The 24,824-nt window shown below is 72.6% G+C and carries 21 protein-coding genes; 7 read left to right on the top strand and 14 right to left on the bottom strand.

Annotation, left to right across the window (positions count from 1 at the left end; translation table 11 throughout):
- Nucleotides 1-31 precede the first annotated feature (31 nt).
- The 5 genes from OIE67_RS33585 to OIE67_RS33565 all read right to left on the bottom strand — a co-directional run bounded on the left by OIE67_RS33585 (nucleotide 32) and on the right by OIE67_RS33565 (nucleotide 8,608).
- Nucleotides 32-4,126, bottom strand: a complete 4,095-nt coding sequence (locus OIE67_RS33585) for an AAA family ATPase (RefSeq protein WP_326628048.1) — start codon at nucleotides 4,124-4,126, stop codon at nucleotides 32-34.
- Nucleotides 4,123-5,082: a hypothetical protein gene (locus OIE67_RS33580; protein WP_106235825.1), complete on the bottom strand. Its 960-nt coding sequence runs from the start codon at nucleotides 5,080-5,082 to the stop codon at nucleotides 4,123-4,125. The genes OIE67_RS33585 and OIE67_RS33580 overlap by 4 nt, the downstream gene beginning before the upstream one ends.
- A 2-nt stretch (nucleotides 5,083-5,084) precedes the next feature.
- Nucleotides 5,085-6,323: a KAP family P-loop NTPase fold protein gene (locus OIE67_RS33575; protein WP_326628046.1), complete on the bottom strand. Its 1,239-nt coding sequence runs from the start codon at nucleotides 6,321-6,323 to the stop codon at nucleotides 5,085-5,087.
- Nucleotides 6,324-6,711: 388 nt separating this feature from the next.
- Nucleotides 6,712-7,380 carry a response regulator transcription factor gene (locus tag OIE67_RS33570; RefSeq protein WP_326628044.1) on the bottom strand — a complete coding sequence of 223 codons (669 nt, stop codon included), beginning with the start codon at nucleotides 7,378-7,380 and terminating at the stop codon, nucleotides 6,712-6,714.
- A gap of 64 nt (nucleotides 7,381-7,444) precedes the next feature.
- The gene (locus OIE67_RS33565; RefSeq protein WP_326628042.1) at nucleotides 7,445-8,608 is read right to left on the bottom strand and encodes a sensor histidine kinase; all 1,164 of its coding nucleotides are present in this window, start codon (nucleotides 8,606-8,608) and stop codon (nucleotides 7,445-7,447) included.
- Nucleotides 8,609-8,760: 152 nt separating this feature from the next.
- On the opposite strand from OIE67_RS33565, the gene OIE67_RS33560 reads away from it, so the two are divergent.
- The 3 genes from OIE67_RS33560 (at nucleotide 8,761) to OIE67_RS33550 (ending at nucleotide 11,764) form a co-directional block, all read left to right on the top strand.
- Nucleotides 8,761-9,180 carry a hypothetical protein gene (locus OIE67_RS33560; RefSeq protein WP_326628040.1) on the top strand — a complete coding sequence of 140 codons (420 nt, stop codon included), beginning with the start codon at nucleotides 8,761-8,763 and terminating at the stop codon, nucleotides 9,178-9,180.
- On the top strand, nucleotides 9,177-10,781 hold the full coding sequence (locus OIE67_RS33555) for a multicopper oxidase family protein (RefSeq protein WP_326628038.1): 1,605 nt from the start codon (nucleotides 9,177-9,179) through the stop codon (nucleotides 10,779-10,781). Before OIE67_RS33560 ends, OIE67_RS33555 begins: the two co-directional genes overlap by 4 nt.
- Before the next feature lie 116 nt (nucleotides 10,782-10,897).
- Entirely contained in the window at nucleotides 10,898-11,764 is an 867-nt protein-coding gene (locus tag OIE67_RS33550) for a fumarylacetoacetate hydrolase family protein (RefSeq protein ID WP_326628036.1), read from the top strand.
- A gap of 41 nt (nucleotides 11,765-11,805) precedes the next feature.
- On the opposite strand, the gene OIE67_RS33545 is transcribed toward OIE67_RS33550, so the two are convergent.
- The 9 genes from OIE67_RS33545 to OIE67_RS33505 form a co-directional block, all read right to left on the bottom strand.
- On the bottom strand, nucleotides 11,806-13,803 hold the full coding sequence (locus tag OIE67_RS33545; RefSeq protein WP_326628034.1) for a glycosyl hydrolase family 28-related protein: 1,998 nt from the start codon (nucleotides 13,801-13,803) through the stop codon (nucleotides 11,806-11,808).
- A gap of 138 nt (nucleotides 13,804-13,941) precedes the next feature.
- Nucleotides 13,942-14,256: a hypothetical protein gene (locus OIE67_RS33540; RefSeq protein WP_326628032.1), complete on the bottom strand. Its 315-nt coding sequence runs from the start codon at nucleotides 14,254-14,256 to the stop codon at nucleotides 13,942-13,944.
- Nucleotides 14,257-14,258: 2 nt separating this feature from the next.
- Nucleotides 14,259-15,302, bottom strand: coding sequence for a hypothetical protein (locus tag OIE67_RS33535; RefSeq protein WP_326628030.1), 1,044 nt, complete (start codon nucleotides 15,300-15,302; stop codon nucleotides 14,259-14,261).
- A gap of 153 nt (nucleotides 15,303-15,455) precedes the next feature.
- A complete protein-coding gene (locus tag OIE67_RS33530; protein WP_326628028.1) occupies nucleotides 15,456-16,925 on the bottom strand; it encodes a sulfatase-like hydrolase/transferase in 1,470 nt (489 codons plus the stop codon).
- Complete coding sequence (locus OIE67_RS33525; RefSeq protein WP_106235843.1) at nucleotides 16,922-17,890, bottom strand: aliphatic sulfonate ABC transporter substrate-binding protein; 969 nt, start codon at nucleotides 17,888-17,890, stop codon at nucleotides 16,922-16,924. Before OIE67_RS33525 ends, OIE67_RS33530 begins: the two co-directional genes overlap by 4 nt.
- A gap of 90 nt (nucleotides 17,891-17,980) precedes the next feature.
- On the bottom strand, nucleotides 17,981-18,760 hold the full coding sequence (locus tag OIE67_RS33520) for an ABC transporter ATP-binding protein (RefSeq protein ID WP_326628025.1): 780 nt from the start codon (nucleotides 18,758-18,760) through the stop codon (nucleotides 17,981-17,983).
- Entirely contained in the window at nucleotides 18,757-19,566 is an 810-nt protein-coding gene (locus OIE67_RS33515; protein WP_106235847.1) for an ABC transporter permease, read from the bottom strand. Before OIE67_RS33515 ends, OIE67_RS33520 begins: the two co-directional genes overlap by 4 nt.
- The gene (locus OIE67_RS33510) at nucleotides 19,563-20,786 is read right to left on the bottom strand and encodes an ROK family protein (RefSeq protein WP_326628021.1); all 1,224 of its coding nucleotides are present in this window, start codon (nucleotides 20,784-20,786) and stop codon (nucleotides 19,563-19,565) included. The genes OIE67_RS33515 and OIE67_RS33510 overlap by 4 nt, the downstream gene beginning before the upstream one ends.
- A 106-nt stretch (nucleotides 20,787-20,892) precedes the next feature.
- Nucleotides 20,893-21,225, bottom strand: coding sequence for a putative quinol monooxygenase (locus OIE67_RS33505; RefSeq protein WP_326628019.1), 333 nt, complete (start codon nucleotides 21,223-21,225; stop codon nucleotides 20,893-20,895).
- 268 nt (nucleotides 21,226-21,493) lie between these two features.
- Here OIE67_RS33505 and OIE67_RS33500 point away from each other — a divergent pair, with 268 nt between their 5' ends.
- The 4 genes from OIE67_RS33500 (at nucleotide 21,494) to OIE67_RS33485 (ending at nucleotide 24,730) form a co-directional block, all read left to right on the top strand.
- A complete protein-coding gene (locus OIE67_RS33500; protein ID WP_326628017.1) occupies nucleotides 21,494-21,628 on the top strand; it encodes a hypothetical protein in 135 nt (44 codons plus the stop codon).
- Complete coding sequence (locus tag OIE67_RS33495) at nucleotides 21,625-22,335, top strand: NADPH-dependent FMN reductase (RefSeq protein ID WP_326628016.1); 711 nt, start codon at nucleotides 21,625-21,627, stop codon at nucleotides 22,333-22,335. The genes OIE67_RS33500 and OIE67_RS33495 overlap by 4 nt, the downstream gene beginning before the upstream one ends.
- Nucleotides 22,336-22,466: 131 nt before the next feature.
- Entirely contained in the window at nucleotides 22,467-23,783 is a 1,317-nt protein-coding gene (locus OIE67_RS33490) for a vWA domain-containing protein (RefSeq protein ID WP_326628014.1), read from the top strand.
- The gene (locus OIE67_RS33485) at nucleotides 23,780-24,730 is read left to right on the top strand and encodes an ARPP-1 family domain-containing protein (RefSeq protein ID WP_326628012.1); all 951 of its coding nucleotides are present in this window, start codon (nucleotides 23,780-23,782) and stop codon (nucleotides 24,728-24,730) included. The genes OIE67_RS33490 and OIE67_RS33485 overlap by 4 nt, the downstream gene beginning before the upstream one ends.
- Nucleotides 24,731-24,824: the final 94 nt, after the last annotated feature.

Genomic DNA, 24,824 nt, shown 5'->3' with positions numbered 1-24,824 from the left:
CCTCGCGCGCCTTCCGGCGGTGGTGCCGCCGTCAACGCGCCGGGCAGGCCTTGCGGCGTTCGACCTCGGCGGGGACGTACTTCGCCCACTCGACGGGGGTGAGGTCGCGGCGGGCGAGCGCGCAGGCGCCGCCGGCGAGGTCGGCCGGCGGCTCGACGTTCCACAGCCGCACGCGGCCCCCGTCGTCGGCGCCGGCCAGGGTCCGCGCGTCCACGGCGAAGGCCAGCGCGGTCACCGTCCTGCGCTCCCCGGTGGGGGAGACGCTGATCGGCTGGTTGCTCGCCAGGTCCCAGAGCCGGACGGTGGCGTCGGCGCCGCCGGTCGCCAAGGTCCTGCCGTCGGGGCTGAAGGTGAGCGAGGTGACCGGGTTCACGTGGCCGAGCAGCGCCGCGCTGGGCTGGTCGCCGCCCCGGACGTTCCACAGGCGCACCACGCCGGCCGCGTTCCCGGTCGCGAGGGTCCTGCCGTCGGGGCTGAAGGCCGAGGCGAGCACGGGCTCGTTGTCGTTCAGGCGCATCGTCACCTCCTTCGTGCCCAGGTCCACCAGCTGCACCCCGCCGGCGACGGCGAGCGCCAGCGTGCGCCCGTCGGGGCTCAGCGACAGCGACGACGGCTTCGCGCGGGTGGGGATGCGGTCGCGCACGTCCAGGGAACGGCGGTCGACGACGCGCACGCCCGTGCCGCCGCCGACCACCAGGGTGCGCCCGTCGGGGCTGAACGCCACCACCGAGCCGGCGCCGCCGATCCTGGCCGGCTTGCGCCGGACCCGGACCCCGCTGAGCCGGACGCCGTCCTTCGCCGCCTCGGCCGCGACGATGTCACCTTCCCGGCCGAACGCCAGCGCCAGCGCCGGATCGCCCAGGCGGTAGGACGACCTCCTGGCCGGCCAGCCGAGCACCCGCAGCAGCCCGGAACGGGCCTCGGGCGTGGGGCTGACCCGCCAGGCCAGCGCGGCCAGCAGCGCCGAGAGCGCGGGGTCGCTGACCAGCGCGCTCTGCTCGGCCAGCCCCTGGGACACCTCGTCGTCCCGTACGATCCGCAACCGGCGCTCCGCGGTGGTCAGGCTGGCCACGTTCAGGCCCGCCACCAGCACCGTCACCAGCAACGCGAGCAGCGCGGTGCCCCGGACCGTCCTGCGTCTCCTGCGGGCCCGGTCGCCGGCCTCCAGGAACAGGCGGGCCCGGTCGTCCAGGGGCAGCTCGCCGCTCTCCTCCCACCGCCCGCGCGCCCGCAGCACCGTGGCCAGCCTGGTGCCCCGGTACAGGAACTCCGGATTGCGCCGGCTGTCCATCCAGGCGGCGGCGTCGTCCAGCAGCTGGTCGTAGATGATCTGGCCCGACAGGTCCTCCTCGAACCAGTCGCGCAGCCGCGGCCAGTCCTCGGCCAGGCACCCGTGCGCCATCCGCACCGCGTCCGCGTCCACCACGACCACCCGCGCGGCGGCCAGCGCCCGCAGCACCGCGTCGAGGTCGCCGGCCGCGTCCGCGTGTTCGGCCCGCAGGCCGTCGAGCGCGGCCCGCCTGGGCAGGATCCGGCCGTCGCGGGAGATCGCCGCCAGCCGGCGCAGCACCGTACGGGCGACGGCCTGACGCGGGGCGTCGAGCGCGAGGTAGGCGGACTCGGCGGCGTCGACCACCGCCCTGCGGATGCCGCCCGTCTCGGCGTAGCCGCGCAGGGTGAGCCGGTCGCCGTCGCGGTGGCACCAGGTGGTGTGCATCGCCCGGGCCAGCAGCGGCAGCGCGCCCGGCTCCGGCGCGCCGCGCGGGGTGCGCAGGTCGTCGAGCACCGCGTCGACCAGCCCCTCCTCCAGGGCCAGCCCCGCCACCTCCGCCGGTCCCGTGATCGCCCGCCGCAGCTCGCCGCGCCCCATCGGCCCGAGTGCGTACGCGGGCCCGGCCAGCTCGGGAAAGGCCGCGCACCGCTCGGCGAAGGGCGCACTCACCACGACCACGACCACCACGTTGTGCGGCCCGCCGGCGACGGCATGCAACGCCGCCACGAACGCGGCGGTGTCGGGATCCCCGGCCCCGGCCCCGGCCAGCACCTCCTCGAACCCATCCACCACCAGCACCAGCCCGTCACCCGGCAGCCCGTCACCCGGGAGGGGGGCGGTCGGCGAGGCGGTACCCGGGAGTGTGTCGCCCGGGAAGGCGGCGTCCTGGAGGGCGGTGATGGCTTGGGCGGCTATCGAGCGGGCGCTTGCCGGGCGTTCGCGGAGGGCGGCCAGGACGGTCGCGGTGTCCAGGCCGTCCACGAGGCCGGACAGGGACGCGGCCAGTTCGTTCAGCGGGGCGGTGCCGGGGACGAGGACCAGGCCGTGCCATCGCGTCCCCCGCCCCCCGTTCTCGGCCAGGGCGGGCAGCAGGCCGGCCCGGACCAGTGAGGACGCCCCCACGCCGGTGGGCCCGGTCACCACCACCGGCTCCCGCGCCTCCGACAGGAGCCCGGCCAGTTCTCTGACGGCCTCCTCGCGGCCGAAGAACACCTTCGCGTCCCGTTCGGAGAACGGCTCGGCCCCCGGATAGGGCAGCCCGTCGAACACCCCGCCCGTGTCCGGCACCAGCGGCCTGACCGAGCCGCGCAGCCGGTGCAGATCCCGTTCGCCGCGCACCACCACGACCTCGTGGGCGGCCCGCTCCAGCAGCGGCAGCGCCTCGGGGGCGGCGTAACCCGCGACGACCAGCACGATCCTGGCCGGCCAGCCCCGCGCCCGCACCCGTTCCATGAGGCCGGCCAGGTCCGCCGCCTCCCGCGCGGTGAAGACGGCGTCCACGATCTGGACCAGCAGCCGGGGCCCCGACGCCGACAGGACCGCGTAGTCGGCCGTGACGTCGCCGTCCCGCCAGTCGCGCCGGTATCCGGCCCGCTCGTCCAGCAGCCACCCCTCCACGGCCCGGTCCGCGGCCTGCCTCATCGCGACCCCCGTGCCGAGGACCCGGTCGGCGAAACGGCGGTCGATCGTGCCGCGCTCGCCCCCCGCGGTGGCCAGCCGGAACGCCCGCCAGGCCAGCTGCAGGAAGGCCCGCACGTTGCCGCCGCTCAGCCGCAGCAGCGCCCGCAGCCCCTCCTCCGTGAACGGCCCGACCCCACCCCCCGGTCCGCCCAGTCCGCCGCCCGGTCCGCCCGGTCTGCCGCTCGGCCCGCTTGACCCGCCACTCCGACTACCGCCGGGGACGTGAGCCCGTTCCAGGTAGGCGCGGAGGAGAGCGAGGGCCTGCCCCGGGCTCAGCACCCCCGTCTCCAGGTGGTTGGCGCCGAACCGTTGCCGCAGGTCGTCGGGCAGTGCCGCCCACACCGAGCCGCTCCCCGACAGCAGCAGCATCCCGCCCTCCTGCGGAACGCGTTCCACCAGCGAGTGCAGCACACCCAGGTTCGAGGGCGGGCCGAGGACGAACCGTTCGCACTGGTCCACCACGATGATGACGGGCCGCCCGACCCGGGCGCACAGCGCGGTCAGCAGTTGCAGCCCGTGGCGGCACTGGTTGGGGTCGGTCATCGGGCCGGACACGCCGAGCCGCGCCGCGTCCGTCGGCGTGATGTCGCGCCCCGCCAGCCACGCGAACGCGGCCTCCTCCATCGCGGGCTCCAGCAGCGAGGTCAGCGCCCGCTGGAACTCCTGTCCGTCGTCGGTCACCCGGCCCAGCTCGTCGGCCTGCGCCTCCAGCACCGCGCCCGGCTCCACCAGCAGCTCCGTGAACAGCAGCTCCGCCCGCCCGGGATCGGGCGGCCGGCGCAGGCCCGCCTCCTCGCCGGCCAGCACCGCCTGGAAGCCGCGGCTCAGCTCGCGCAGCCGGTCGCGGCCCACCTGGCTCATGAGCCGCTGGTAGAGGGCGCGGAAGTCGCCGTCCTGGGCCTTGGCGTAGAGCCGGAGCGCGCCGGTCTCGCCGCCGAGCGCGTACCTGATCGTGTGGGTCTTGCCGGTGCCGTGCTCGCCGTGCAGGAACGCGACCTGGCCGCAGGACGGCTGCTCCAGGTACTGCCGGACCAGCGCGGTCAGGCCGGCCACGGCGGGCAGCTCGACGGTCGGCCCGGTGATCTGGGCGTCGAGGATGTCGGCGTCCCTGACCTGCTCCTCCATGCTCATGGTGCCGCGCGCGGGGAAGGGGTTGCCGGTGGCCGTCCTCACGACGCCCCCAGCTCGTTCAGCATCCTGATCATGAAGAACATGAACCGGTGCGGGATCTCCAGCTCGGTGTTGTCCGGCCAGGGGCCGTGGTCGGCGGCCGAGCCGAGGCGGATGTCCAGCAGCAGGCTCAGCGTCTTGACCACCGACTTGATCGGGGTCGGCGCGGGCCAGGCCGTCTCCAGGCTGTCGGGCGGGAACGGGCTCGGCAGCGCGGAGGCCGCCCGCCAGCGCTCCTCGGCCAGGCAGCGGACCTGCTCGCCCTTCAGCGGCTCCAGCTTGATCAGGTGGACGTCCAACCGGCTCAGCTCCTCGTACGAGGGCGTGTTGGCGTGCTTGTAGTCGCCGTGCGTGAACACCGCGATCGACCGGCTGCTCTTGAACACCTTGCGCATCGCGTCCACCAGACTCGTCTGCCGCAGCCCCTCGAACACCACCCCGAACGAGCACCGTCCTCTGGCCTGCCCCGCCAGCTCCCCGTGCAACCGCCGGGCGAGCCCCCGGTAACGGCTCTGGTAGACGCCCTCGTCGATGCCCTCGATGGTGTTGAGCGACTCGGTCAACGCGGGGGAGAGCGTCAGGTCGGCCTCCTCGATCTCGTTCTGCAGCTCCACCATCGCCTCCTTCACCCACTCGAAGTCGCGGTTGTGGCCCACCTTGATCCGGCTGACCAGCAGCCGGTCATCCAGTTCGCTGACCTCGCGGTAGACGTCCAGCACGTGGTTGGCGATCGTCGTGCGGCCGGTGTAGTCGCGCCCGCTCACCACCACGAACGCCGACTCTCCCGCCGCCACGCTCTCGCGCAGGTACGCGCGCAGCGCCTCCGTCGAGACGAACCCGTCGATGTCCACCAGCAGCGCGCGGTCGCCCGCGCGGGCCAGCGGGTCCAGCGGCTCGATCCGGTACGGGTTGCCGTGACGCAGCCCGTACAGCTCGTAGCGCAGCGGCTCCGACAACATCGTCAGCGGCCCAGCATCGTGAGATAGCCGGGGAGCTCGTCCTTCACCTCCGCGAACGCCGTGCCGCAGAAGACGCCGCCGAGGTAGTCCTGCGACCGGTGGAATTTGCGTACGGCCGCGGCCATCGGTTCGGCTTCGGCCTGGCCGTAGCGTTCGATGAGCCGGTCGGGGCGGTCGAGGGGGAGGCGGCCGGCGTACATGTCCTCCAGCGCCGCGGCCAGGCGGGGGCGGGCCACGATGGCGTCGTACAGGTCGGGGCTCTGGACGCGCAGGACGACGAGCCTGATGACGATGTCGGCGCGCAGCGGCGGGCCGCCCACGACGCTCATGACGGCGCAGGTGTTGAGCACCCGTTTGATGCGGCGCGGGTTGGGGGCGACGATCCCGGCCAGCAGTTCCCGGTACGTGGCCAGCCCGCCGGGCAGCGGCAACCGATCGAGGAAGGCGCCGGGGTCGATCGGCATCAGCGTGAGCGGCAGCTGGACAATCTTGTCCAGATATTCGTCGCCTATTTCCATGAGTCGGGCGGCCTCGAATCCGAATTCCCGATATTTCATGGCAATGCCCTGATCGACCACATTTTTGGCGACGGCCAGAATGACGATGACATGGCGCAGGTCGAGGAACAGCTTGACCGACTCCAGCAGATCCACGATCTCGTGCGCCTGGCAGCGGTCGAGGTCGTCGATGAAGATCACCAGCCGGGCGTCGTCGGCCGCGGCGCGGTCGGCCTGCTCCTGCAGCGTGCGCCGCAGGTTGCGCAGCTCGCTGTGCACCTTGCCGCGCTGCTCGGCGTACTGCCTGGACAGCTCGCCGATCCGGTCGAGCGTGACCGCGCCGCCCGAGACCTTGCGCAGCAGGGTGTCGGAGGTCAGCCCGGCGATCACGTGGCCGAGCCGGCCCGCCGCCTCGCGCAGGCGGTGGCGTCCGTCCTGCTCCAGGGTGTCCTGCAGCGCGTGCAGCAGCGGCAGCAGCAGGTGCGGCTCGCCCCGGTGCACCCACGGGTTGAAGTGCACCCTGATCGTGCGGCCCGGATGCTCCGCGGCCAGGCGCTGGTCCAGCATGCGCAGCAGGCTCGACTTGCCGCTGCCCCAGGGGCCGTACACGCCGATCGTGAACGGGGTCTCGGTCGCCGGCTCGGTGATCACCCGGACCAGGGGGTCGACGTAGCGGCCGAAGCCCAGCTCGTCCTGCTCCAGCCCGACCGGCGCATCGGACAGGACCGGAATGTCTTTGTCCATGAATGCTCCTTTTGCGGGCTCGCCAGGTCGGCCGTGCAATGGAGCATATAAACCGGATCCTCTGCCGGAGCGCATTCGGGGAATCCTTTGTCGCGCGCCGCCCGTTCCTTCGCCTGTTCTCCGTCGCCTGTTCTCCGGCGCCCGGAGAATACGCGCTGGAGAATACGCGCTGGAGAATGCGCACCGGAAAACGCGCGCCTGCGGCGGTGAAGACGCAGACTGGGAGGACGACATCGCCGTTCATGGAAGGCGTTGTGATATCAGGTGCCGACTGACGGAAGGTGGCGGAGGCCGGCCCGGCTGCCCGCCGTCGCCCTGTGGCTGCTGATCTGGCTGCTCAACTGCTACGACTTCCTGCTGACCTTCTGAGCCCCCGCGCGCTCGCCGGTCAGGCGCTCGCCCCCGGGACCACCAGGCCCGACTCGTACGCGAAGACGACCAGCTGGGCCCGGTCGCGGACGCCGAGTTTGATCATCGACCTGCTCACGTGCGTCTTGGCGGTGGCGCCGCTGATCACCAGGTGCGCGGCGATCTCCTCGTTCGACAGCCCTCTGCCGACCAGGGCGACGATCTCGCGTTCGCGGCCGGTCAGCCGGTCCAGCCCCGGCGCGGACGGTGCCGGGCGGGGCGGGGTGCTGACGTACTCCTCGATCAGGCGGCGCGTCACCGACGGCGACAGCAGCGCCTCGCCTCTGGCCGCCACCCGCACCGACCGCAGCAGGTCGCCCGGCTCGATGTCCTTCAGCAGGAAGCCGCTGGCGCCGGCTCTGAGCGCGGCGAAGACGTACTCGTCGAGGGCGTAGTTGGTGAGGATCACCACGCGGACGTCGTTCAGCTCAGGGGTGGCGCCGATCCTGCGGGTGGCCTGGATGCCGTCCATCAGCGGCATGCGCACGTCGAGCAGTGCCACGTCCGGCCGCAGCCGCCCGGCCAGCTCCACCGCCTGCGCGCCGTCGCCCGCCTCGCCGACCACGGCGACGTCGTCGGTGAGTTCGAGCAGGGCCCTGAAGCCGGCCCGGATCAGCGGCTGGTCGTCGGCCAGCAGCACCCGGATCACGGCCGCCTCCCTGCGCGGGCGTCGCGCGTCCTGGCGGTCGCGCGAAACTCGCCGTGCCGGGGGCTCATGCGGCGGCCCGGGCGGGGAGTTCGGCGCGTACCGTGAAGCCGCCGTGCTCGCCCGGACCCGCCGTCAGCGAGCCGCCGACGGCGACCGCGCGCTCGCGCATCCCGATCAACCCCATCCCCGGCCCGGCCACGCCCGGCTCGCCGTCGTTCTCCACCCGCAGCACGATCTTCGAGTCGGCGTATTCGACGGTCACCGTGACCGCCGCCGCGCCCGCGTGCCGCAGTACGTTGGTCAGCGCCTCCTGGGCGATCCGGTACGCGGCCCGATCCACCTCAGGCGCCGGCGCGTACGGGACGCCGCGCACGGTGTGCGTCACCCGCAGCCCCGCCCCCTCGGCCCTGGCGACCAGGCGCGGCAGCCCGGACAGCCCCGCCTCCACCTCCTCGGGAGCGCGCAGCACGCCGAGGGTGGCACGCAGCTCGTTCATCGCCTCGTGCCCCGACTCCTTGATCGCCACCAGCGCCTCCCTGACCCGCTCAGGACGGCGCTCCAGCAGCTCAAGGGCCAGTGCGGTCTGCACGTTGACCACGGAGATGCTGTGCGTGAGCGAGTCGTGCAGCTCCTGCGCGATCCACAGCCGCTCCTCGCCCGCCTGGCGCAGCGCCGCCTCCTCCCGCGTGCGCTCGGCCTCCAGCGCCCGCTGCTCCACGGCCTCCGCCCGCTGCTCCATCGCCTGCGCGCGCTGCTCCACCGCCCGCAGGTACGCCCGGCCGCTCCTGGTCACCTCGCCCACCAGCACCATGGCCACCAGCCAGCCGCTCAGCAGCGCCATCCAGCTGCCCGGCGGAGGGTCCTCGGGGGCCAGCGCCATGAGGCCGTACATGGTCACGGTCAGCGCCGCCGCCAGCCAGATCGCCGCCCTGCGCCGGCCGAGCACGACGAGGGTGTAGATCGAGGCCAGCGCGGGCGCGGCGGTGAACACGCCCGGATAGTGGGCGGCGTAGTAGGCGACCCCGGCGGCCGCGGCGACGATCCCGGCCGCCAGCGGGGCGGTGCGGCGGAAGGCGAGCGACAGCGCCGCGGCCACGAGCAGCGCCAGGCCCGCCGGGTCGAGCGGCCGTTCCTGGGGGCCCGACCACGACAGGTTCGCGTATGTGCCCGCCATGATCGCCGCCAGCGCGCCCGCCGCGACCAGCGCGTCCTTTCGGCGGGTGTTCATGCACCCAAGGTAGGGGAGCGGCTCGGGCGGGGCGTCATCCCGGGGGCGTACGTTTCGCGTACCCGGCGGCTCTCGTACGACCCCGGGAGTACGGAACAGAGTCGTCCGGTGCGGGATGTGAGCGGAGGGGTGTTCCGAGGAGCATTCCGGCCATGACCTCCTCGAACTCCGTTCCGCGACCGCGCGGCTGGATCGTCTGGTCGTTGCGGGTGGCGGCGACCGGGCATCTGGCCGGGGTGCTCGTCCAGGCGGCGCTCGCCGGGCTGTTCGTCACCGGCGACGTCGATCTGCTGGCCTGGCACCGCGACAACGCCGGCTACACCCACGCGCTGCTCTACCTGCAGCTGGTGGCCTCCGTGCTGCTGTGGCGGCCAGGACGCGGCCCCGGGTGGCCGGCGCTGGCCGGAGTCGGGCTCGTCGCTCTTGAGACGGCGCAGGTGGGGCTGGGGCAGGCGCGGATCATCGCGGGGCACTTCCCGCTCGGCATGGCCATCTTCGGCCTGTCGGCCGTCTTCACCGCCTGGACCTGGCGCACGTTCCGCCGCTCCGACGCCGGGGACGGTGGCGCGTGAGCCGGGCCGGCGCCGGAGGGTTCTCCCGGCGGGCGTTCCTGGGGGTGCTGGGCGGTGCCGGGCTGGGGGTCGCCGGGTGCAGGGCGACGGACGAGGTGGCGGGGCAACTGCTGCGGAGCGGGGCGCGGCTGCCCCGGCCGTTCACGGTGCCGCTGCCGATCCCGGACGTGGCCAGGCCGGTCAGTCCAGGCCGGTACGAGGTGACGCAGCGGGTGGCGGCGGCCGAGATCCTGCCGGGGCTGCGTACCGAGGTGTGGGGGTACGACGGTACGTTCCCCGGGCCCACGTTCGAGCTGCGGCGCGGGGAACCCGTCACGGTCTCGGTGCGCAACGAGCTGCCCGTGCCCACCTCCACGCACCTGCACGGCGGCGTCACCCCGCCCGGCTCCGACGGCTACCCGACCGACCTCGTCATGCCCGCCGGCCTCACGCCGCGGCCGGCTCATCCAGGGGAGGTGCACCATCCGCTGGTCAAGGAGTACCGCTACCCGGTCGGCCAGCGGGCCGCCACGCTCTGGTACCACGACCACCGGATGGACTTCACCGCGCCGCAGGTGTGGCGGGGGCTGGCCGGGATGGCGCTGGTGCGCGACGAGGAGGAGGACGCCCTGCCGCTGCCCCGCGGCGAGCGGGAACTGCCGCTGATGATCTGCGACCGGGCCTTCGAGGAGGACGGCTCGTTCCGTTACCCGCAGCCGTTCGACGCCCCGTCGCCCGGACACGCCCCGCCGTCCGGACACGACGCCCATGGCGTGAGCGGCGCGAACGGCGTGACCGGGACGGACGGCGGGCACGGACGGCACGGCCCGCCGGGCGGCTGGGGAAGGCTCGGCGGTGACTACATGGAGGGGGTCGAAGGGGACGTGATCCTGGTGAACGGCGCGCCCTGGCCGGTCGCCGAGGTGACGGCCACCCGCTACCGCCTGCGCCTGCTGAACGCCTCCAACGCCCGCAGGTACCTGCTCCGGCTGACCCCCGGCGGCCGGTTCACCCAGATCGGCAGCGACTCCGGGCTGCTGGCCGCCCCGGTGGCGCACGACGAGATCCCGATCTCCCCCGGCGAGCGGTACGACGTCGTCGTCGACTTCTCCGCCTACCCGGTCGGCACCGCCGTCACCCTGGTCAACGCCCTGGCCGGGGGCCCGGCCGGGAACGTCATGCGCTTCGTCGTCACCCGGCGGGCGCCGGACGACAGCCGCGTGCCGGCCGTCCTGTCCCGCCCGCCGCAGCGGCCGCGTCCCGTCGTGACCCGCCTGTTCGACTTCCGCGCGACGGACGGCGCCTGGACGATCAACGGGCAGCGCTACCGGCCCGGCGTGCCGCTGGCCCGGCCCCGCCTGGGCACCGCCGAGGTCTGGCGGCTGACCGGCGACTTCCGCCATCCCGTGCACGTGCACCTGGCCCACTTCCAGGTGCTGGCCAGGAACGGCCGGCCGCCGGCCGCCACGGACGCGGGCTGGAAGGACACCGTGGACGTGCGCCCGTACGAGGTCGTGGACGTGCTCGTCCGCTTCGACGGCCACCGCGGCACGTACATGCTGCACTGCCACAACCTCGAACACGAAGACATGGCGATGATGGCCGACTTCGAGGTGATATGAGGGGATATGACCATAAGGCCCCTCCCGATCGACCCGCCGAACTACTAGGTTGATCCCTTAGGGGATTATTCATCGGATGACCGACGCCCCCTCGTCTGATGGAGCTAGGAGCAGGCATGCAGATCGTACGGTTCACCAGCCCTCTGACCAGCGCCGACGCCGTCGGAATCGACGACGGCGAGCAGGTGGTGGAGCTGGCCGGGATCACCACCGTGGGCGAGCTGCTCCGGTTGTCCTCCGATGAGCTCCGCCGGCGCTGCGCGGAGGCGGACGGGCCGCGGCACCCGTCCGGGTCGGTGCGGCGGCTGGCTCCCATGGACGGGCGGATGGAGGTGTGGGCGGCCGGCGTCACCTACCGGCGCTCGCGCGAAGCCAGGGTGCTGGAGAGCGAGCAGGCCGCCGACGTGTACGAGCTGGTCTACGACGCCGAGCGGCCCGAGCTGTTCTTCAAGTCGGTGGCGTGGAAGGTGTCCGGCGACGGCGGGCGCATCTCGGTCCGCGAGGATTCGGGCATCGACGTGCCGGAGCCGGAGCTCGGGCTGGTGCTGAACGCGCACGGGGAGATCGTCGGCTACACGGTCGTGGACGACGTCAGCTCGCGCACCATCGAGGGGGTCAACCCGCTCTACCTGCCGCAGGCCAAGATCTACCTGGGCGGGTGCGCGGTGGGACCGGCGATCAGGCCCGCGTGGGAGGTCGCGGACCCGTACGCGCTGGACATCTCGCTGAGCATCGTCAGGGCGGGCGAGACGGTGTGGGACGGCAAGGCGAGCACCTCCCAGCTGAACCGCCGCCTCGACGACCTGGCCGGCTACCTGTTCCGCGCCGACTCCTTCCCCGACGGCGCGGTGCTGGCCACCGGGACGTGCCTGGTGCCCGACCTGCCCTTCACGCTCCAGGACGGCGACATGGTCAGCATCGGCATCGGCGAGATCGGCACCCTGACCACCACCGTGGTCAAGGGCCTGGCCGCCATGAGCTGAGCGCGGCGCGGTTCACCGACGGCCCCGTCCGGTGTGGGCGGTCACCGGCGTCCCCCTCGCCAGGGTGACGGGGCCGGGGGCGGGACCACGGGCGGGCGGTCGTCGCAGGTGATGGTGTTGGGCAGCAGCCACGGCGCCAGCCAGCCCCCGTCGTTCCCGCCCCGGTCCGTCAGTGAGAACTCCGACCCGGTGGCGGGGAAGCCGAACGAGCCGCAGTTGTTCACCCCGACCGCCCCGACGTTGCGCGCGTCGACGTTCTCGAACGTGGCCGACCCCCTCACCCGGGCGCTGACCACGGAGGTGCCGGTGCCGTCCACCCGGATGTCCTTGAAGCGCACGTTCGTGATCGCGTACAGGTCCTTCACCGACCACTCGCTGACCAGCATGATCGCGTTGTAGGTGCTGTCGAGGAAGTCGTTGCCGGTCACCCGGACGTCGGCGGCGATGTCCCGCTCCAGCGCGTAGAACCAGATGGCGCCCAGGCCGATGTTCCAGTTGAGCTCGTAGGTGCCGGACCTGACCGTCGTGTTGCCGGTGACGTCCAGCCGGCCGGTGAACGGCTCCGCGCCGAAGCGGGAGCCCACCTGGAGGGCGCTGCCCTCCCTGACCGGGTCGGCGATCAGGTTGCCGGAGATCGTGTTGTCGCCGCCGCCGTAGACGGCGATGCCGTTGGCCAGCACGGGGCTCTGCACGGTGTTGCGGGCGAACGTGTTGCCGGTGTCCGGAATCTTCTCCGACCACATGGCCAGGGCGTCGTCACCGGTGTTGCGGATGAAGTTATCCGCCACGAGCGAGTTCGTGACGCCGGTGTGGAAGTTGATCGCGTCGGCGATCTGGTCGACGATGACGTTGTTCGTGATCCGCAGATTGCTCATCGGGCCGTCGAACCACATGCCGGCCTTGGTGTGCCGCAGGTGCAGGCCGTCGATGGTGGAGTCGCTCATCGCGCCGCCGATGCCGTTGACCTGGTCGGTGTCGATGCGCTCGCGTACGTCGCCCTCGATCGCGAACCCCGACAGGTGCACGTCGCGGCTGCCGCCGTCGGCGGCGTCCCTGCCGTAGAAGCCGACGCCGGTGTGCGTGGAGCCGTCGGGGGCCGGGCGGGGCAGCGCGGTCTCGCGGCCCTTGATGATCGTGTACCAGCTGCCCGCGCCGATGATCGTCACGTCGTCGACGATGATGTGCCGATTGATCTGGTACGTCCCCGGCGGCACGTACACCTTCAGCCGCTTGCGCTGGGCGAAGGCGATGGTCCGGTCGAACGCCCCGGCCGCGTCCCGCCGCCCCGTGGGGTCGGCGCCGAAGGCCAGCACGCTGGCCGCGAGCAGTTCGATCTTCGGCGGGCCGACGAGCTCGGAGTCGAGCAGGTCGACGACCGTCCACGCGGCCGCGCTCCCGGCCGGGGCGGTCAGCCGCACCCGGTCGCCCGCCCGGTACGTACGCTTCAGCAGCAGGCGCTGCTCGTCGTAGAAGTGGCTGGGCCGGAACGGCTTGGGGATCACCGGCGGCGGGGTCGTGGCGGCGGGCACGCACGAGCACTCGGTGATCCACCAGTCGGGATGCAGCAGGCCGGCGCCGGGGTCGTTGGCGAACGGGTACTGGTTGTACAGCCACGAGTACTGCGACGTGAGCGTCATCGTGACGCGGTCGCGGCCGTTGACCGTGACGTCGAGCGGCGCGGTGATGCCGCCTCCGCCGGGCGCGTCGGGGATGCTGTAGCGCACGGTGATCGCGTTCGCCCTGGCCGGCAGGGTGAACTCCACGTGCCGGCCCGGCTCCAGCCGGACCGCCCTGCGCCCGGACGCCTCGGCGGGCAGCGTGTACGCGTCGCGTCCCGGGCCGATGACGGTGCCGTTCGTCGCCGCGTTCTCCGCCTCCTGCTCGGCGAAGGCCACCCGGGCGCCCCGGCCCGCGACCAGCGCCGGATCGAGCCCCGCCCGGGTGACGACGGGCGCGGGCGCCGCGGACTCGGCTGCGACGGGGCCGGTGAGGCTCAGGGCCAGGGCGGCGACGGTGGTCACGATGAGGGTGCGACGCATCGCGTCCTCGTTTCTCTCGGGGGTGAGGCGACAGTAGGCCGCTCGCACACCCCTCCACAAGGCCCTGTGAACTACTTTCAGCGACTCCTCAAATTATTGCGTTAACAACGCAAACAGCTTGCGGAGATTGCGTCCGGCCTACCAGCCCCACGAATCGTTCTCGGACGAGGGGCCGAACTGGGCCGCCTCCTCGCGCAACCGCCCGGCGCGGTCGCGCAGGTTCTCGGCGGTGGCCAGGCACGAGTCCTCCAGCTCGCCCAGCTCACGGCGCAGTGACCGCGCCCGGGTGAGGAAGCGCTGCGCGGCGGGCCCCGTCCAGTACGGCTCGCAGTCGCCGGGCTCGACCGGGATCCCGTCGAACGCCTCCGCCAGGCCGCGCGCGTAGCGGGTGAAGGCCGCCGCCAGCGACTCCTTCTCGGCCGCGTCGCGCAGCAGTTGGTGCTTGGTGAGCATGCTCAGCGATCCTCGATCTCCAGCGTGGCGCCGAGCCCGCGGACGACGGTGCGCCAGGCCCGCTCGCGCAGCCCGTCCACGCCGGCGCCCGGCTTCAGCGCCTCGTGCACCGCGCTCGCCAGCGGCTCCGCGCAGCCGGGGTCGTCGGCCGCGGCGTCCAGCAGGACGCGGGCCTCGTCCCGGTGCTCGGCCAGCAGCTGCTGGAACGCCAGCGGATCGCGCTCGTACGCCTGGATCAGGGCGCGCGGGCTCCAGCCGGCGGCGGGCGGGCGGCCGAGCAGCCCCGTCGCCACCCGGTTCAGCATCGCGCCCGACTGGCTGGCCAGCGTGACCAGGTTCGTCAGGACGCCGGCCGGGGCGCTGTCCACCAGCTCATACCATGCGTCCCCGAGCCGCCCGGTCCGCTCCGCACTCGCGAACGCCTCGGCCAGGACCCGCCCGCCCACCGGCCCACCGTCGGCCGGGACGGCGTCCTCCGCAGGCCCACCGGTGTCCGGGGCGGCCTGGTCCGACAGCAGGCGGGTGAAGGCGTCGGGCCCGAGGGTCGCCAGCAGCGCCGCCGCGTAGGCGGGATCGCCGGTTTTGCCCTCGGCTCCGGCCAAGGCTCGCTCCATCACGTCACCCGCCTCCTCGCCGCCCGCCTGCTCGTCCGCCTCGGCCCCGGTCGCCGTCTCCGGGGCGGCATCGGCGCCGGTGGCCGGCTGGTCCAGGGCGCGCAGGATGGCGTGCGCGGTCCGTTCGGCGGCCGGCACCGCCTCCGTCTCGCTGCCGAACGGGAAGGTGCCGGTGAGCATGCCTCTCTCCCGCACCGGCACGAGCTGCTCCAGCGTGTCGACGCGCCACTTCAGGTCCTGCTGGGACTCGTGGTAGAACTCCCAGGCGCGGCGCATGGCCGTGGTGCCCCGGTGGCCGGCCCAGTCCTGGCCCGCCTCGTCGATGGCGGCGTCCAGCCCGGGTCGCGTCCGGCCGAGGACCCCCTTTCCCGCCTCCATCCGGCGGATCACCTCTTGTGCCCAGCGGGGGTCGATCCCTACGAACTCCCCCATGAACCCTCCCAGAGGGGTTATCTACCAGGCGGGAGTCAAGCACATCAGAGGCGCCGCCCGACACGCGTTTCACAGAACGGGAATCGCCACCCTCGGATCACGCGCCGAGCCGGCCGCGCCTGAAGCCGGTCGGGCCCGGAGCCGGGCCCGATCTCATCCCGAGGCGCCCTCCTTCTCGAACGCGCTCAGCGTGGGGTCGTAGTCGAGGGCGCCGATGTCGTACATCGGCGTCATCCAGTGGTAGAAGTTGTCGCCGCGCTCCCGCAGCAGGTCGTACAGCCGGCGCATCAGGCGGCGGCGGACCGGGGCCAGCTCGGGATGGGTGTAGCGGTTGCTCAGCTCGTGCGGGTCGGCGCGCAGGTCGTACAGCTCGTTGACCGACTCGGGGTTGACGACGAGCTTGTAGCGGTCGTCGCGGATCATGCGCTGCGGGTACGGGAAGTGGTGGCCGTGGTACTCGGCGAGCAGCTCGCCCGGCCACTCCGGATGTTCGCCGCGCACCAGCGGCACCAGGCTGCGGCTGTCCACGGCCGGCCCGGTGGCGCAGCCGGCCAGCTCCAGGATCGTCGCCGTGCAGTCGGTGAGCGACACGAACTCGTCCCTGACCTGCGGCGCGGCGCCCGGGATCCGGACGATGCCGGCGATGCGGTAGATGTCCTCGTACATCGCCGGGCCCTTGTCGTGCAGCCGGTGCGCGCCGGTGAACTCGCCGTGGTCGGAGGTGAAGAACACCGACGTCCGGTCGGTCAGGCCCAGCTCGTCCATGCGGTCGAGGATGCGGCCGATCTGCTGGTCGATGAGCGTGACGTAACCCCAGTAGACCGCGATCAGCTTGCGGCTGACCTCGATCGGGATCGTGTCGAACGTCCAGTGCGCGCTGTAGTTGCGCTGCACCGGCGGTTTGCCCTCGAACGTCTCCGCGATCGACGGCGGCAGCTCGACGAGGTCGGGGTCGTACATGTCGAAGTACTCGTCCGGCAGCAGGTACGGCAGATGCGGCCCGAAGAAGTGGGTGGCCAGGAAGAACGGCCGGCCGTCGGCCGCGTACCGCTCCAGATGCTCGATCGCCCTGGTCGCCAGGTAGTGCTCGAACGTGGCCTCCACCGGCTGGTGCAGCCGCGCCGCCAGCAGGTTGCCCTGGTTGCCGTTGGGCGTGGTGCCCCGGATCAGGTCCGAGATCCGGTACGGCGGCAGCCCCCGCTCCTCCAGGTAGGCCAGGTAGTCGGGATGGTCGACCGGGTTGTGCCAGCCGGGCAGGTCGGGGCCGTCGAAGCCGTACGAGGCGGCGTTGCGCGTGGTGCCTCCGTGCCACTTGCCGATCAGCCCGAGCTGGTAGCCGCGCTCCTTCAGCGCCTCGGGGAAGGTGAACGCGTCCTCCCGCAGATCCTCCAGGTAGCCGACGTTGCGCTCGTAGTTCGCCAGCAGCCGGTGCCGGAACGGCGCCTGCCCGGTGAGCAGGCTGGCCCGCGCCGGCGTGCAGATGGCCGTCGGCGTGTAGAACCGGTCGAAACGGGTGCCGGTGGCGGCCAGCCGGTCCAGGTTCGGCGTGGCGACGTGCGGGTTGCCGTAGCAGCCGAGCGTGTCGACGCGGTGCTGGTCGGTCATCAGGAACAGCAGGTTCACTTCGTGAAGGCCTTCGTGTAGAGATCGCCGGTGTAGTACGTCGCGGGGTCGGGCCTCGTCTTGAGCTGGCCGGTGCCGACGAAGAAGTCACCCAGGCTGTTCAGCCACTTGGCGACGGTGCCGTCCTTGGTCTTGCCGACCAGGTCCTCGGTCGTCATCGTCTGGACGTTCGCCGCGTCGGCCTTGACCTTGGCCGGGTCCAGCTTGAGCAGCGCGGCCGATTCGGTGATCGCCTCCTCGGGATGCGCCGCCCGCCAGTCGTTCGCCTGCTGCAGCACCTTGATCACCTTGCTGGTGAGCGCGTCGTCCACCTTCGTGCCGCCCACGAACGCGGTCGGGAACGAGCTGTCGGGCCACTCCTTGGTGCTGGCCAGCTCCACCATGTCCGGCACCTGCCGCTTGATGTTGTCGATCAGCGGGTACCAGATGCCGGCCCCGTCGATCTGCCCGGCCGCGAACGCCGACACCACGGTGGCCGGGTCCATCGGCACCTTCTGGATGTCCTTGACCGTCATGCCGGCCTTCTGCAGCGCCAGGTTGAGCACCATGTCGCCGGACGTGCCCTCCGGCACGCCGACCTTCTTGCCCTTCAGGTCCTGGATCGTCTTGACGCCGGGCCGGCCGATGACGCGGTCGGCGTAGGCGAGCGTGTTGATCGCGACGACCTTGGCCTTGCCGGTGGCGGGCAGCCACATCGCGCCGGGGCCGATGTAGCCGAAGTCGAGGTCGCCGGCACCGAGCGCCTGGATCTGCAGCGGCCCGTTGGTGAACACCTTGATCTCGGGGGTGAGCCCCTGCTTGTCCCACAGGCCCTGCTTGTCGGCGATGGCGAGCAGGCTCGCGCCGTTGTAGTCGCTGATGTAGCCGAACCTGACCGTGGAGCCGTCGTCGGAGCAGGCGGTCACGGACAGTGTCAACAGGCTCACCGCCGTGGCGGCCGTCAGGGCGCGACGAAGAGAACGCATGGCGGATCAGTCCTTTCTCGGGGGGTTGTTCAGGCCGCTGACGCGGCAGATGCCTGGTGGGTGTGGTTCAGGCCGGGTGCCTGGTGTGGGTCAGGCCGCCGACGAGGCGGGCGCCTGGTGGTAGACGGCGTGCCAGACCTCGTTGCGGATGCGCCCGAACTCGGGCGAGAGCCGCATCTCCTCGGTACGCGGGTACGGCAGGTCCACGTCGATGATCCGCTGGATGCGGCCGGGCCTGGCCGCCATCACGATCACCCGGCTGGCCAGGTAGACGGCCTCGTCCACGTCGTGGGTGATGAACATGACCGTGCGCTGGTCCTGGCTCCAGGTGTCGAGCAGCTGGTCCTGCAGCTGCACCCTGGTCAGCGCGTCCAGGGCGCCGAACGGCTCGTCCATGAGCAGCACCTGCGGGTTCACCGCGTACGCGCGGGCGATGGCGCAGCGCTGCTTCATCCCGCCGGACAGCGTCTTCGGCAGCGCGTCGGCGAAGTCGGACAGCCCGACCAGCTCGATCGCCCGCTCGGCCCGCCGCCTGCGCTCCTCGGCCGGCAGCTCCATGAGCTTCAGCCCGAACTCGACGTTCTTGCGCACGGTCAGCCACGGGAACAGCGCGTACTGCTGGAAGATCACCCCCCGGTCCGGGCCGGGACCGGTGACCGGTTCACCGTCCACCAGCGTCTCGCCCGCGCTGGCCTCGACCAGCCCGGCGGCCATGCTCATCAGCGTGCTCTTGCCGCACCCGGACGGTCCCACGACGGTGACGAACTCGCGGTCGGCGATGTCCAGCGACACGTGGTCCAGGGCCGTGAAGGTGCCGTCCTTCATCGGGTAGGTCTTGACCACGTCCCTGAACGAGATCTTGGCGTTCAACGGCGCTCCTGCCAGTCGGTGAGGCGGCGCTCGGCGAGCAGCAGCAACCGGTCCATCAGCAGGCCGAGCACGCCGATGGCGATCAGTCCCACGAAGATCGTGGACAGGTCGTAGTAGAGCTGGGCCTGCTGCATCCGGAAGCCCAGGCCCTCCTGGGCGGCGATCAGCTCGGCGGCGACCAGCGTGCCCCAGGCCGAGCCGAGCCCGACCCGCATCCCGACCAGGATGAACGGCGTCGAGGCCGGCACCACGACCTTGAGGAAGATCGTCCGGTCGGACGCGCCGAGCACCCGGGCGGCGTTGATCAGCGTCCTGTCCACGTCCACCACGCCCTGGAACGTGGCCACGACGCTGGACAGGAACGACGCCAGGAAGATCACGAAGACCTTCGGCACCTCGCCGATGCCCATGAGCACGATGGCCAGCGGGATGATCGCCAGTGGCGGGATGGTGCGGAAGAACTGCACGTACGGCTCCAGCAGGCCGCGCGCGGTGGCGTACCAGCCCATGAGGAAGCCGATCGGGACCGCCAGCAGCGTGCCGAGCAGGAAGCCGAGCAGCACCCTGCGCAGGCTGGCCAGGGCGTCGAGCGGGAGGGTGCCGTCCGAGAGCAGCTCGGCCGCCTTGCCCGCCACCTCCACCGGCCCGGGCAGGCCCTGCACGCCGACGCCGGCCAGCAGTGTCCAGACGGCCAGGCCGATGACGACCGCGATCAGGTTGAGCGCGACGGCGCGCCGCGAGCGCTTGGGGCCGCGCCGCACGACCGGGGCCGGCGACGACTTGCCCAGCGCGGTCAGCTGGGTCATGGGTGCCTCGTTTGCGTCATGGAGGGGACCTCCGCCAGGTCGGGACCGGCCGGATAGCGGGAGAGCAGGGGGGATTCGTGCAGGACGAGGGCGATGCCGCCCAGGGCGCCGGCCACCTCGCCGAGCGTGGCGCGGCGCAGGCTCACGCGCTGCCGGGAGACCGGCATGACGTGGTCGTGCAGCGCGCCCTCTATCGGGCCGATCAGCGCAGGGCCGGTCTCCGCGAGCTCGCCGCCGATCACGATCACGCTGGGGCCGATGGCGTTGCAGACGGCGGCGAGCACCTCGCCGATCCTGGCGCCGACCCCGCTCAGCAGGGTCAGCGCGCCCGTCTCGCCCGCTCTGACGGCCTTGACCAGCTCGGGTATGTCCGCGGCCCGGCCGCCGGCGTCGCGGTAGGCGTCCAGCACGGCTCTTATCGAGGCGACGGTCTCCAGGCAGCCGGTGCCGCCGCAGTCGCAGCGGGCGCCGCCGGGCTCGACCGTGATGTGGCCGAACTCGCCGGAGAGGCCGTACGCGCCGCGGTGCAGCGATCCGCCGACCACCAGCCCGCCGCCGACGCCGTGGGACAGCCGCAGGTAGAGCACGTCCTGGCCGCCCGCCGCCGCGCCCCAGATGGACTCGCCCAGCGCGGCCAGCCGGGTGTTGTTGTCGAGCAGCACCGGGACGCCGAACCGCTCGCGCAGCAGCAGCTGTACGGGATGCGGCGCGGAACCCTCCTCGTCCGGATCGGTTCCCTCGACCTGCGCGCCGACCACGCCGACGCCGATCGCGGCGAGCGCGCCCAGGCGCAGCGCTCCCGATCCGGCTCCGGTGAGTGAGCCGACCAGCCGCTCGGCCAGCGCGACCCGCTCCTCCCACGGCAGGTCGGCGTCGTGGGGCTCGCTGGCCGAGCCGACGATCTCGTGGGCCACGTTGACGGCCGCCACGTGCAGCCCGCGCCGGGCGAAGTCGATGCCGATGGCCTGCCCGGCGTCCGGGTTGAGGGTCAGCGTCTCGGCCGGCCTGCCGCGCCCGCGCGGCGCGTCCTGCGAGGTGGCGGTGACGACGGCGCCCTCGGCGACCAGCTCCGCGAGGATGTCGTACAGGGTCGTGCGGGACAGCCCGCAGTGCTTGCCCAGCTCGCCCCGGCTGAGCGGGCCGTGCTTGCGCAGCAGCCCGAGCACGAGCTCTTCGTGCCCGCGCCGGAGTTGCGACAGGGGGCCATGGGGTTGTGCCATGACGCTGAGTCTGCCGACGCCCGGCCTTTTTCGTCAATAACCCGGAAAAAATATTTTCGCCCCGGCCGGGCTCGGGCTCGGGCGCCGGCCGGGGGCGCCGGCCTGGTCAGGCGCGGTCGGGGACCGCCATCTCGCCCAGCTCGGACCAGTCGTCCTGGTCGAGGGTGGTGTTGACGATGCGGGGCGTCTCGGCGAGGTGGGGCGGCAGCGTCCGCCGGGCCTGCTCGAAGTGCGCCGACTGAACGTGCGCCGCACCCGCCTCGCCGTCCCTGAACGCCTCCACCAGCACGTACTCGGCCGGGTCGTCGAGGCTGCGCGACCAGTCGAACCACAGGCAGCCCGGCTCGGCGCGGGTCGCGGCGGTGAAGTCGGCGGTGATCTCGGCCCAGCGCTCGGCGGACTCGGGCAGGACGCGGAACTTGGCGGTGATGAAGATCATCGAATCGGCTCCCTTGATCGGCGGCGTTACCGGACGAGCGTAGCGATCGATAATTCTCTATATCTCATGTAGGAAATGTTGACTTTGCCGCGCGGGGCTCGTAGCTTCATACGCATGAGTACTCCGGTGTGCTGTCATTGGACGAAATCGTTCGCCGGGCTGGACGTGCGGACGCGCGAGAGACTGCAGGAGACCCTCGCCCGCGTCCGGCAGCACACCGGCACAACCATCGCCTTCGTCACGAGGGAACGGAAGGTGGGGGCCCATCATGGCTGAGACGACACGCCGGTACGCGGCGCCGGACGAGCGCGAGGGCGACGTCCACTGGTACGACCTGCCGGACGACGAGGCGGAGGAGTTCTCCCCCGTCGTCCTGGAGGGCGAGGAGGCGGTGTCCCGATGACCGTCGTCGCCCTGGTCGGCAACCCCCGCGAGGGCTCCAGAACCCTGACCGTCGCCACCCGGGCGGCGCACGCCGTCGGCCTGCGCCTCAACCCGGCTGACCTCAGCGCCTCGGCGAACGGCACCTCCTGGAGCCGGGTCTCCGGGAACGGCACGGTGGGCGGCGGGTCCGCGGAGTTCGGGTCCGCGGAGTTCGGGTCCGCGGAGTTCGGGTCCGCGGAGCTCGGGGCCGCGGAGCCGAACGGAGCGCCGGGCGCCGGGCGGTCGTACGAAGTGGTGGACCTGTCGGCGCTCGGGCCCCACCTGCTCGCCCCCGGCGCCCACCCCGGCGTCGAGGTGGCGCTGGAACTGGTGCGGGAGGCGAGCGTCCTGGTGGTGGCGAGCCCGACCTACAAGGGCACCTACACCGGCCTGCTCAAGTCGTTCCTCGACCGGCTGCCCCCGCAGGCGCTGGCGGGCACGGCGGCGCTGCCGCTGCTGGTCATGGGGGACGCCAAGCACGCCCTGGCGGTGGAGGTGCACCTGCGCCCGCTGCTGGTGGAGCTGGGCGCGAGCGTGCCCACGCCGGGCCTCGCGTTCCTGGAGGCGGATTTCCCCAGGCTGGAGGAGGTCGTGGCGGCCTGGACGGACCGGATCGCGCCCCAGGTGCGCGCGATCACCGCACTCAGGCCGGCGGCGTCGGCCGCCGCTTCCCGAAGCCCGGCATAGGAATCCCGAGGAAACAGACGGGTCAAGGCAGCAGAAAGGTGTCCTTCCCGCGTTATTCGGGATGCGGCCGGAATTGACGCAGGCGGAAAATCAGTTTCTTTCGCCGATCTTCATTTCTAAAATTGCATTTTGTGGACACACCACCTCTTCTCCAGCATTTCCGGACTCATGACGTTCCGCTGGTTCTGTCCAGGAGCGGCGAGCCGGTCTGGGACGACGCGGAGCTCCACCGGACCGCCCAGCTGAGCGACCCGGAAGGGTACGCGCTGCTCGCGCTGGTGCCCGGTGTGCTCCCCTGGCAGCGCGCCCGCGTACTGCTGCGGACGCTGGCCGCCACCCAGGACGGCCTGGCCGAGCGGACCCGCGCCACGCTGGCCAAGGCGACCAGGGCGCTCATGTTCGGCCTGCCGCCCGCGTACGCGCTCACCGTCCTGCTGGCGCTGCGCCGGCTGCGGGCCAACCACAAGCACGTCACCCGGGCCGTCGTCGCGTTCGTCCTGGAGCACCCGGAGGCGGACGCGCTGATCGAAGCGCGCCGGCCCGCTCTGGTCGACTGCTTCGAGCACGCGCTCGGCAAGACGACCGCCCGCGCCTGCGCCCGCCTGATCACCGAAGCCACCGGAACAGCCGGAAGCGATGGTGGCGACACCGGCCGGTACCTGCGCAGGAGTCTGCTGCGCTTCACCGCCGACCCCGTGCTCGCGGCGAAGCGGGTGCGCGCGCTCTACGCCCCCGGCACGTACGGCGTGCCGGCCCCGCAGGAGCCGCCCGCGCCACTCGACCCGGTCAGGGAGTACCCGCCGATCGTCACCCCCACCAACCGGGGCGACATCGCCGCCACGCTGGTCCACCTCTACCAGGGCGGCCCGGTAGCCGAGCTGCGCCCGGCCCTCGCGGGATACGTGGCGCGGGCGACGCGCGGGCTGCCCCGGCTGGACGCGAGCGTGGCCATGGTGCTGGACACGTCCGGCTCCATGCGCGGGTACGGCGAGCGCGAGTGGGCCGTCATGTCGCAGGCCGTCGCGCTGCGGCTGGTGCTGGCCGAGGTCTGCGACCGGTTCACGGTCATCGAGACCGGCGGCACCGAGCAGGCCCCGGCGGGCTCGGCCGACCTGGCCGGCGGCCTGCTCGACGCGCTCGGCACCGGCCCCGACCTGGTGGTGGTCGTCACCGACGGCTACGAGAACCACCTGCCTGGCGACCTGGCGCGGGTGGCGGCCACGCTGCCCATGGCCGGCGTCACCACGCCCGTGGTGCGCTGCCTGGCGGCGTTCACCAAGGGCGACGACCTGACCCTGCGCGACCCCGCGCCCGGCCTGCCCGGACAGGCGTTCTGGCACCAGGACGACTTCGCCGGGCTGCTGGCGTGGATGTTCGCCCACTGCGCGCCCGGCGTGAACTGGATCCGCGCGACGATGCTCGGCCGGCTGGAAGGAGGACGGACATGACGAGCCTAGCCACACTGCTGCCCGAGCCGCTCGACCTGGGCGGCTACCGGGCGGGCACCCCGCAGCGCGCGGGGGCGCTGACGATGGTGCCGGTCTACGGGCCCGCGCGCCCCGGCATCGTGCCGCCCCGCTCCGGGCTGAAGCTCAAGCGGGTCGTCGGCTACGGCCAGGTGGAGCTGTCGAACGGCGCCCGCGAGGGCGTGGCGATCGTGCCGCTGCACATCGGCTACATCCAGGACGCCGCCCAGAACCACGCCCTGTGCGCCTCGGCGCTCCTGGGCGCCGGGCAGACCAGGCGCTTCGACGACGCCTGCTGCGTCCAGGCCGCCCAGGGCGGTTACCTGGAGGGCCGCGACCAGTGGTTCTTCGTGCTGCCCGCCGAGCTGCGCGCCAGTGCGCTGGCGCTGCGCGGGCAGCACAACTACAGCAAGCTGTGGGACGAGATCAGTGAGCTCAACCGCGCGTGCGGGCTGCCCTCCAGGGGCCACCTGGAGCAGATTCTGTCGCGCAGGCGGGCCACGCTGACGCAGTTCCAGAGCCGGCTGGAGCTGATGCCGGGGCAGCTCGGCGCGCTGTTCTTCCTGGGTGACCGGTTCGCGGGGCTGGAGCTGGCGCCCGACTCCGCCTACTTCGCCGAGGTGTGGACGGCTCTCGTCTGCTTCGCGTACGGTGTGGCGGCCTGGCGGGCGGAGCCGGAGACGGGGGAGGCGCGGCCGTACGAGGCGGAGAGCCTGGCCGAGCTGCGCGCCGAACTGGCGCGCGACCGGGCGGTGCGGCTGGCCGAGGTGGCGTCCTGGATGCCGGCGCCCGCCCGCGACGTGCGGATGGTCGAGGAGGAGCGCTACCTCGACCTGCGGCTGTCCACGCTCACCGCCGGCGGGCTGGCCGGGCAGGTGGTCACCGAGCACGGGCGGCCGGTGTACGCCTCGGTCTTCACCACCGGATGAAGCCGGGTGAAGCCGGATAAAACCGGTTGCGACGCCCGCGGGGGCGGCGTTGAATGATCAGTGCGGGAACTGTTCCGGGCGCGGCGGCAAAAAC

This window comes from Nonomuraea fuscirosea, from assembly GCF_035917475.1.
GTDB lineage: Bacteria > Actinomycetota > Actinomycetes > Streptosporangiales > Streptosporangiaceae > Nonomuraea > Nonomuraea fuscirosea.
Note: the sequence above shows the minus strand (reverse complement) of the source record. Positions and strands in the feature narration are given on the sequence as shown.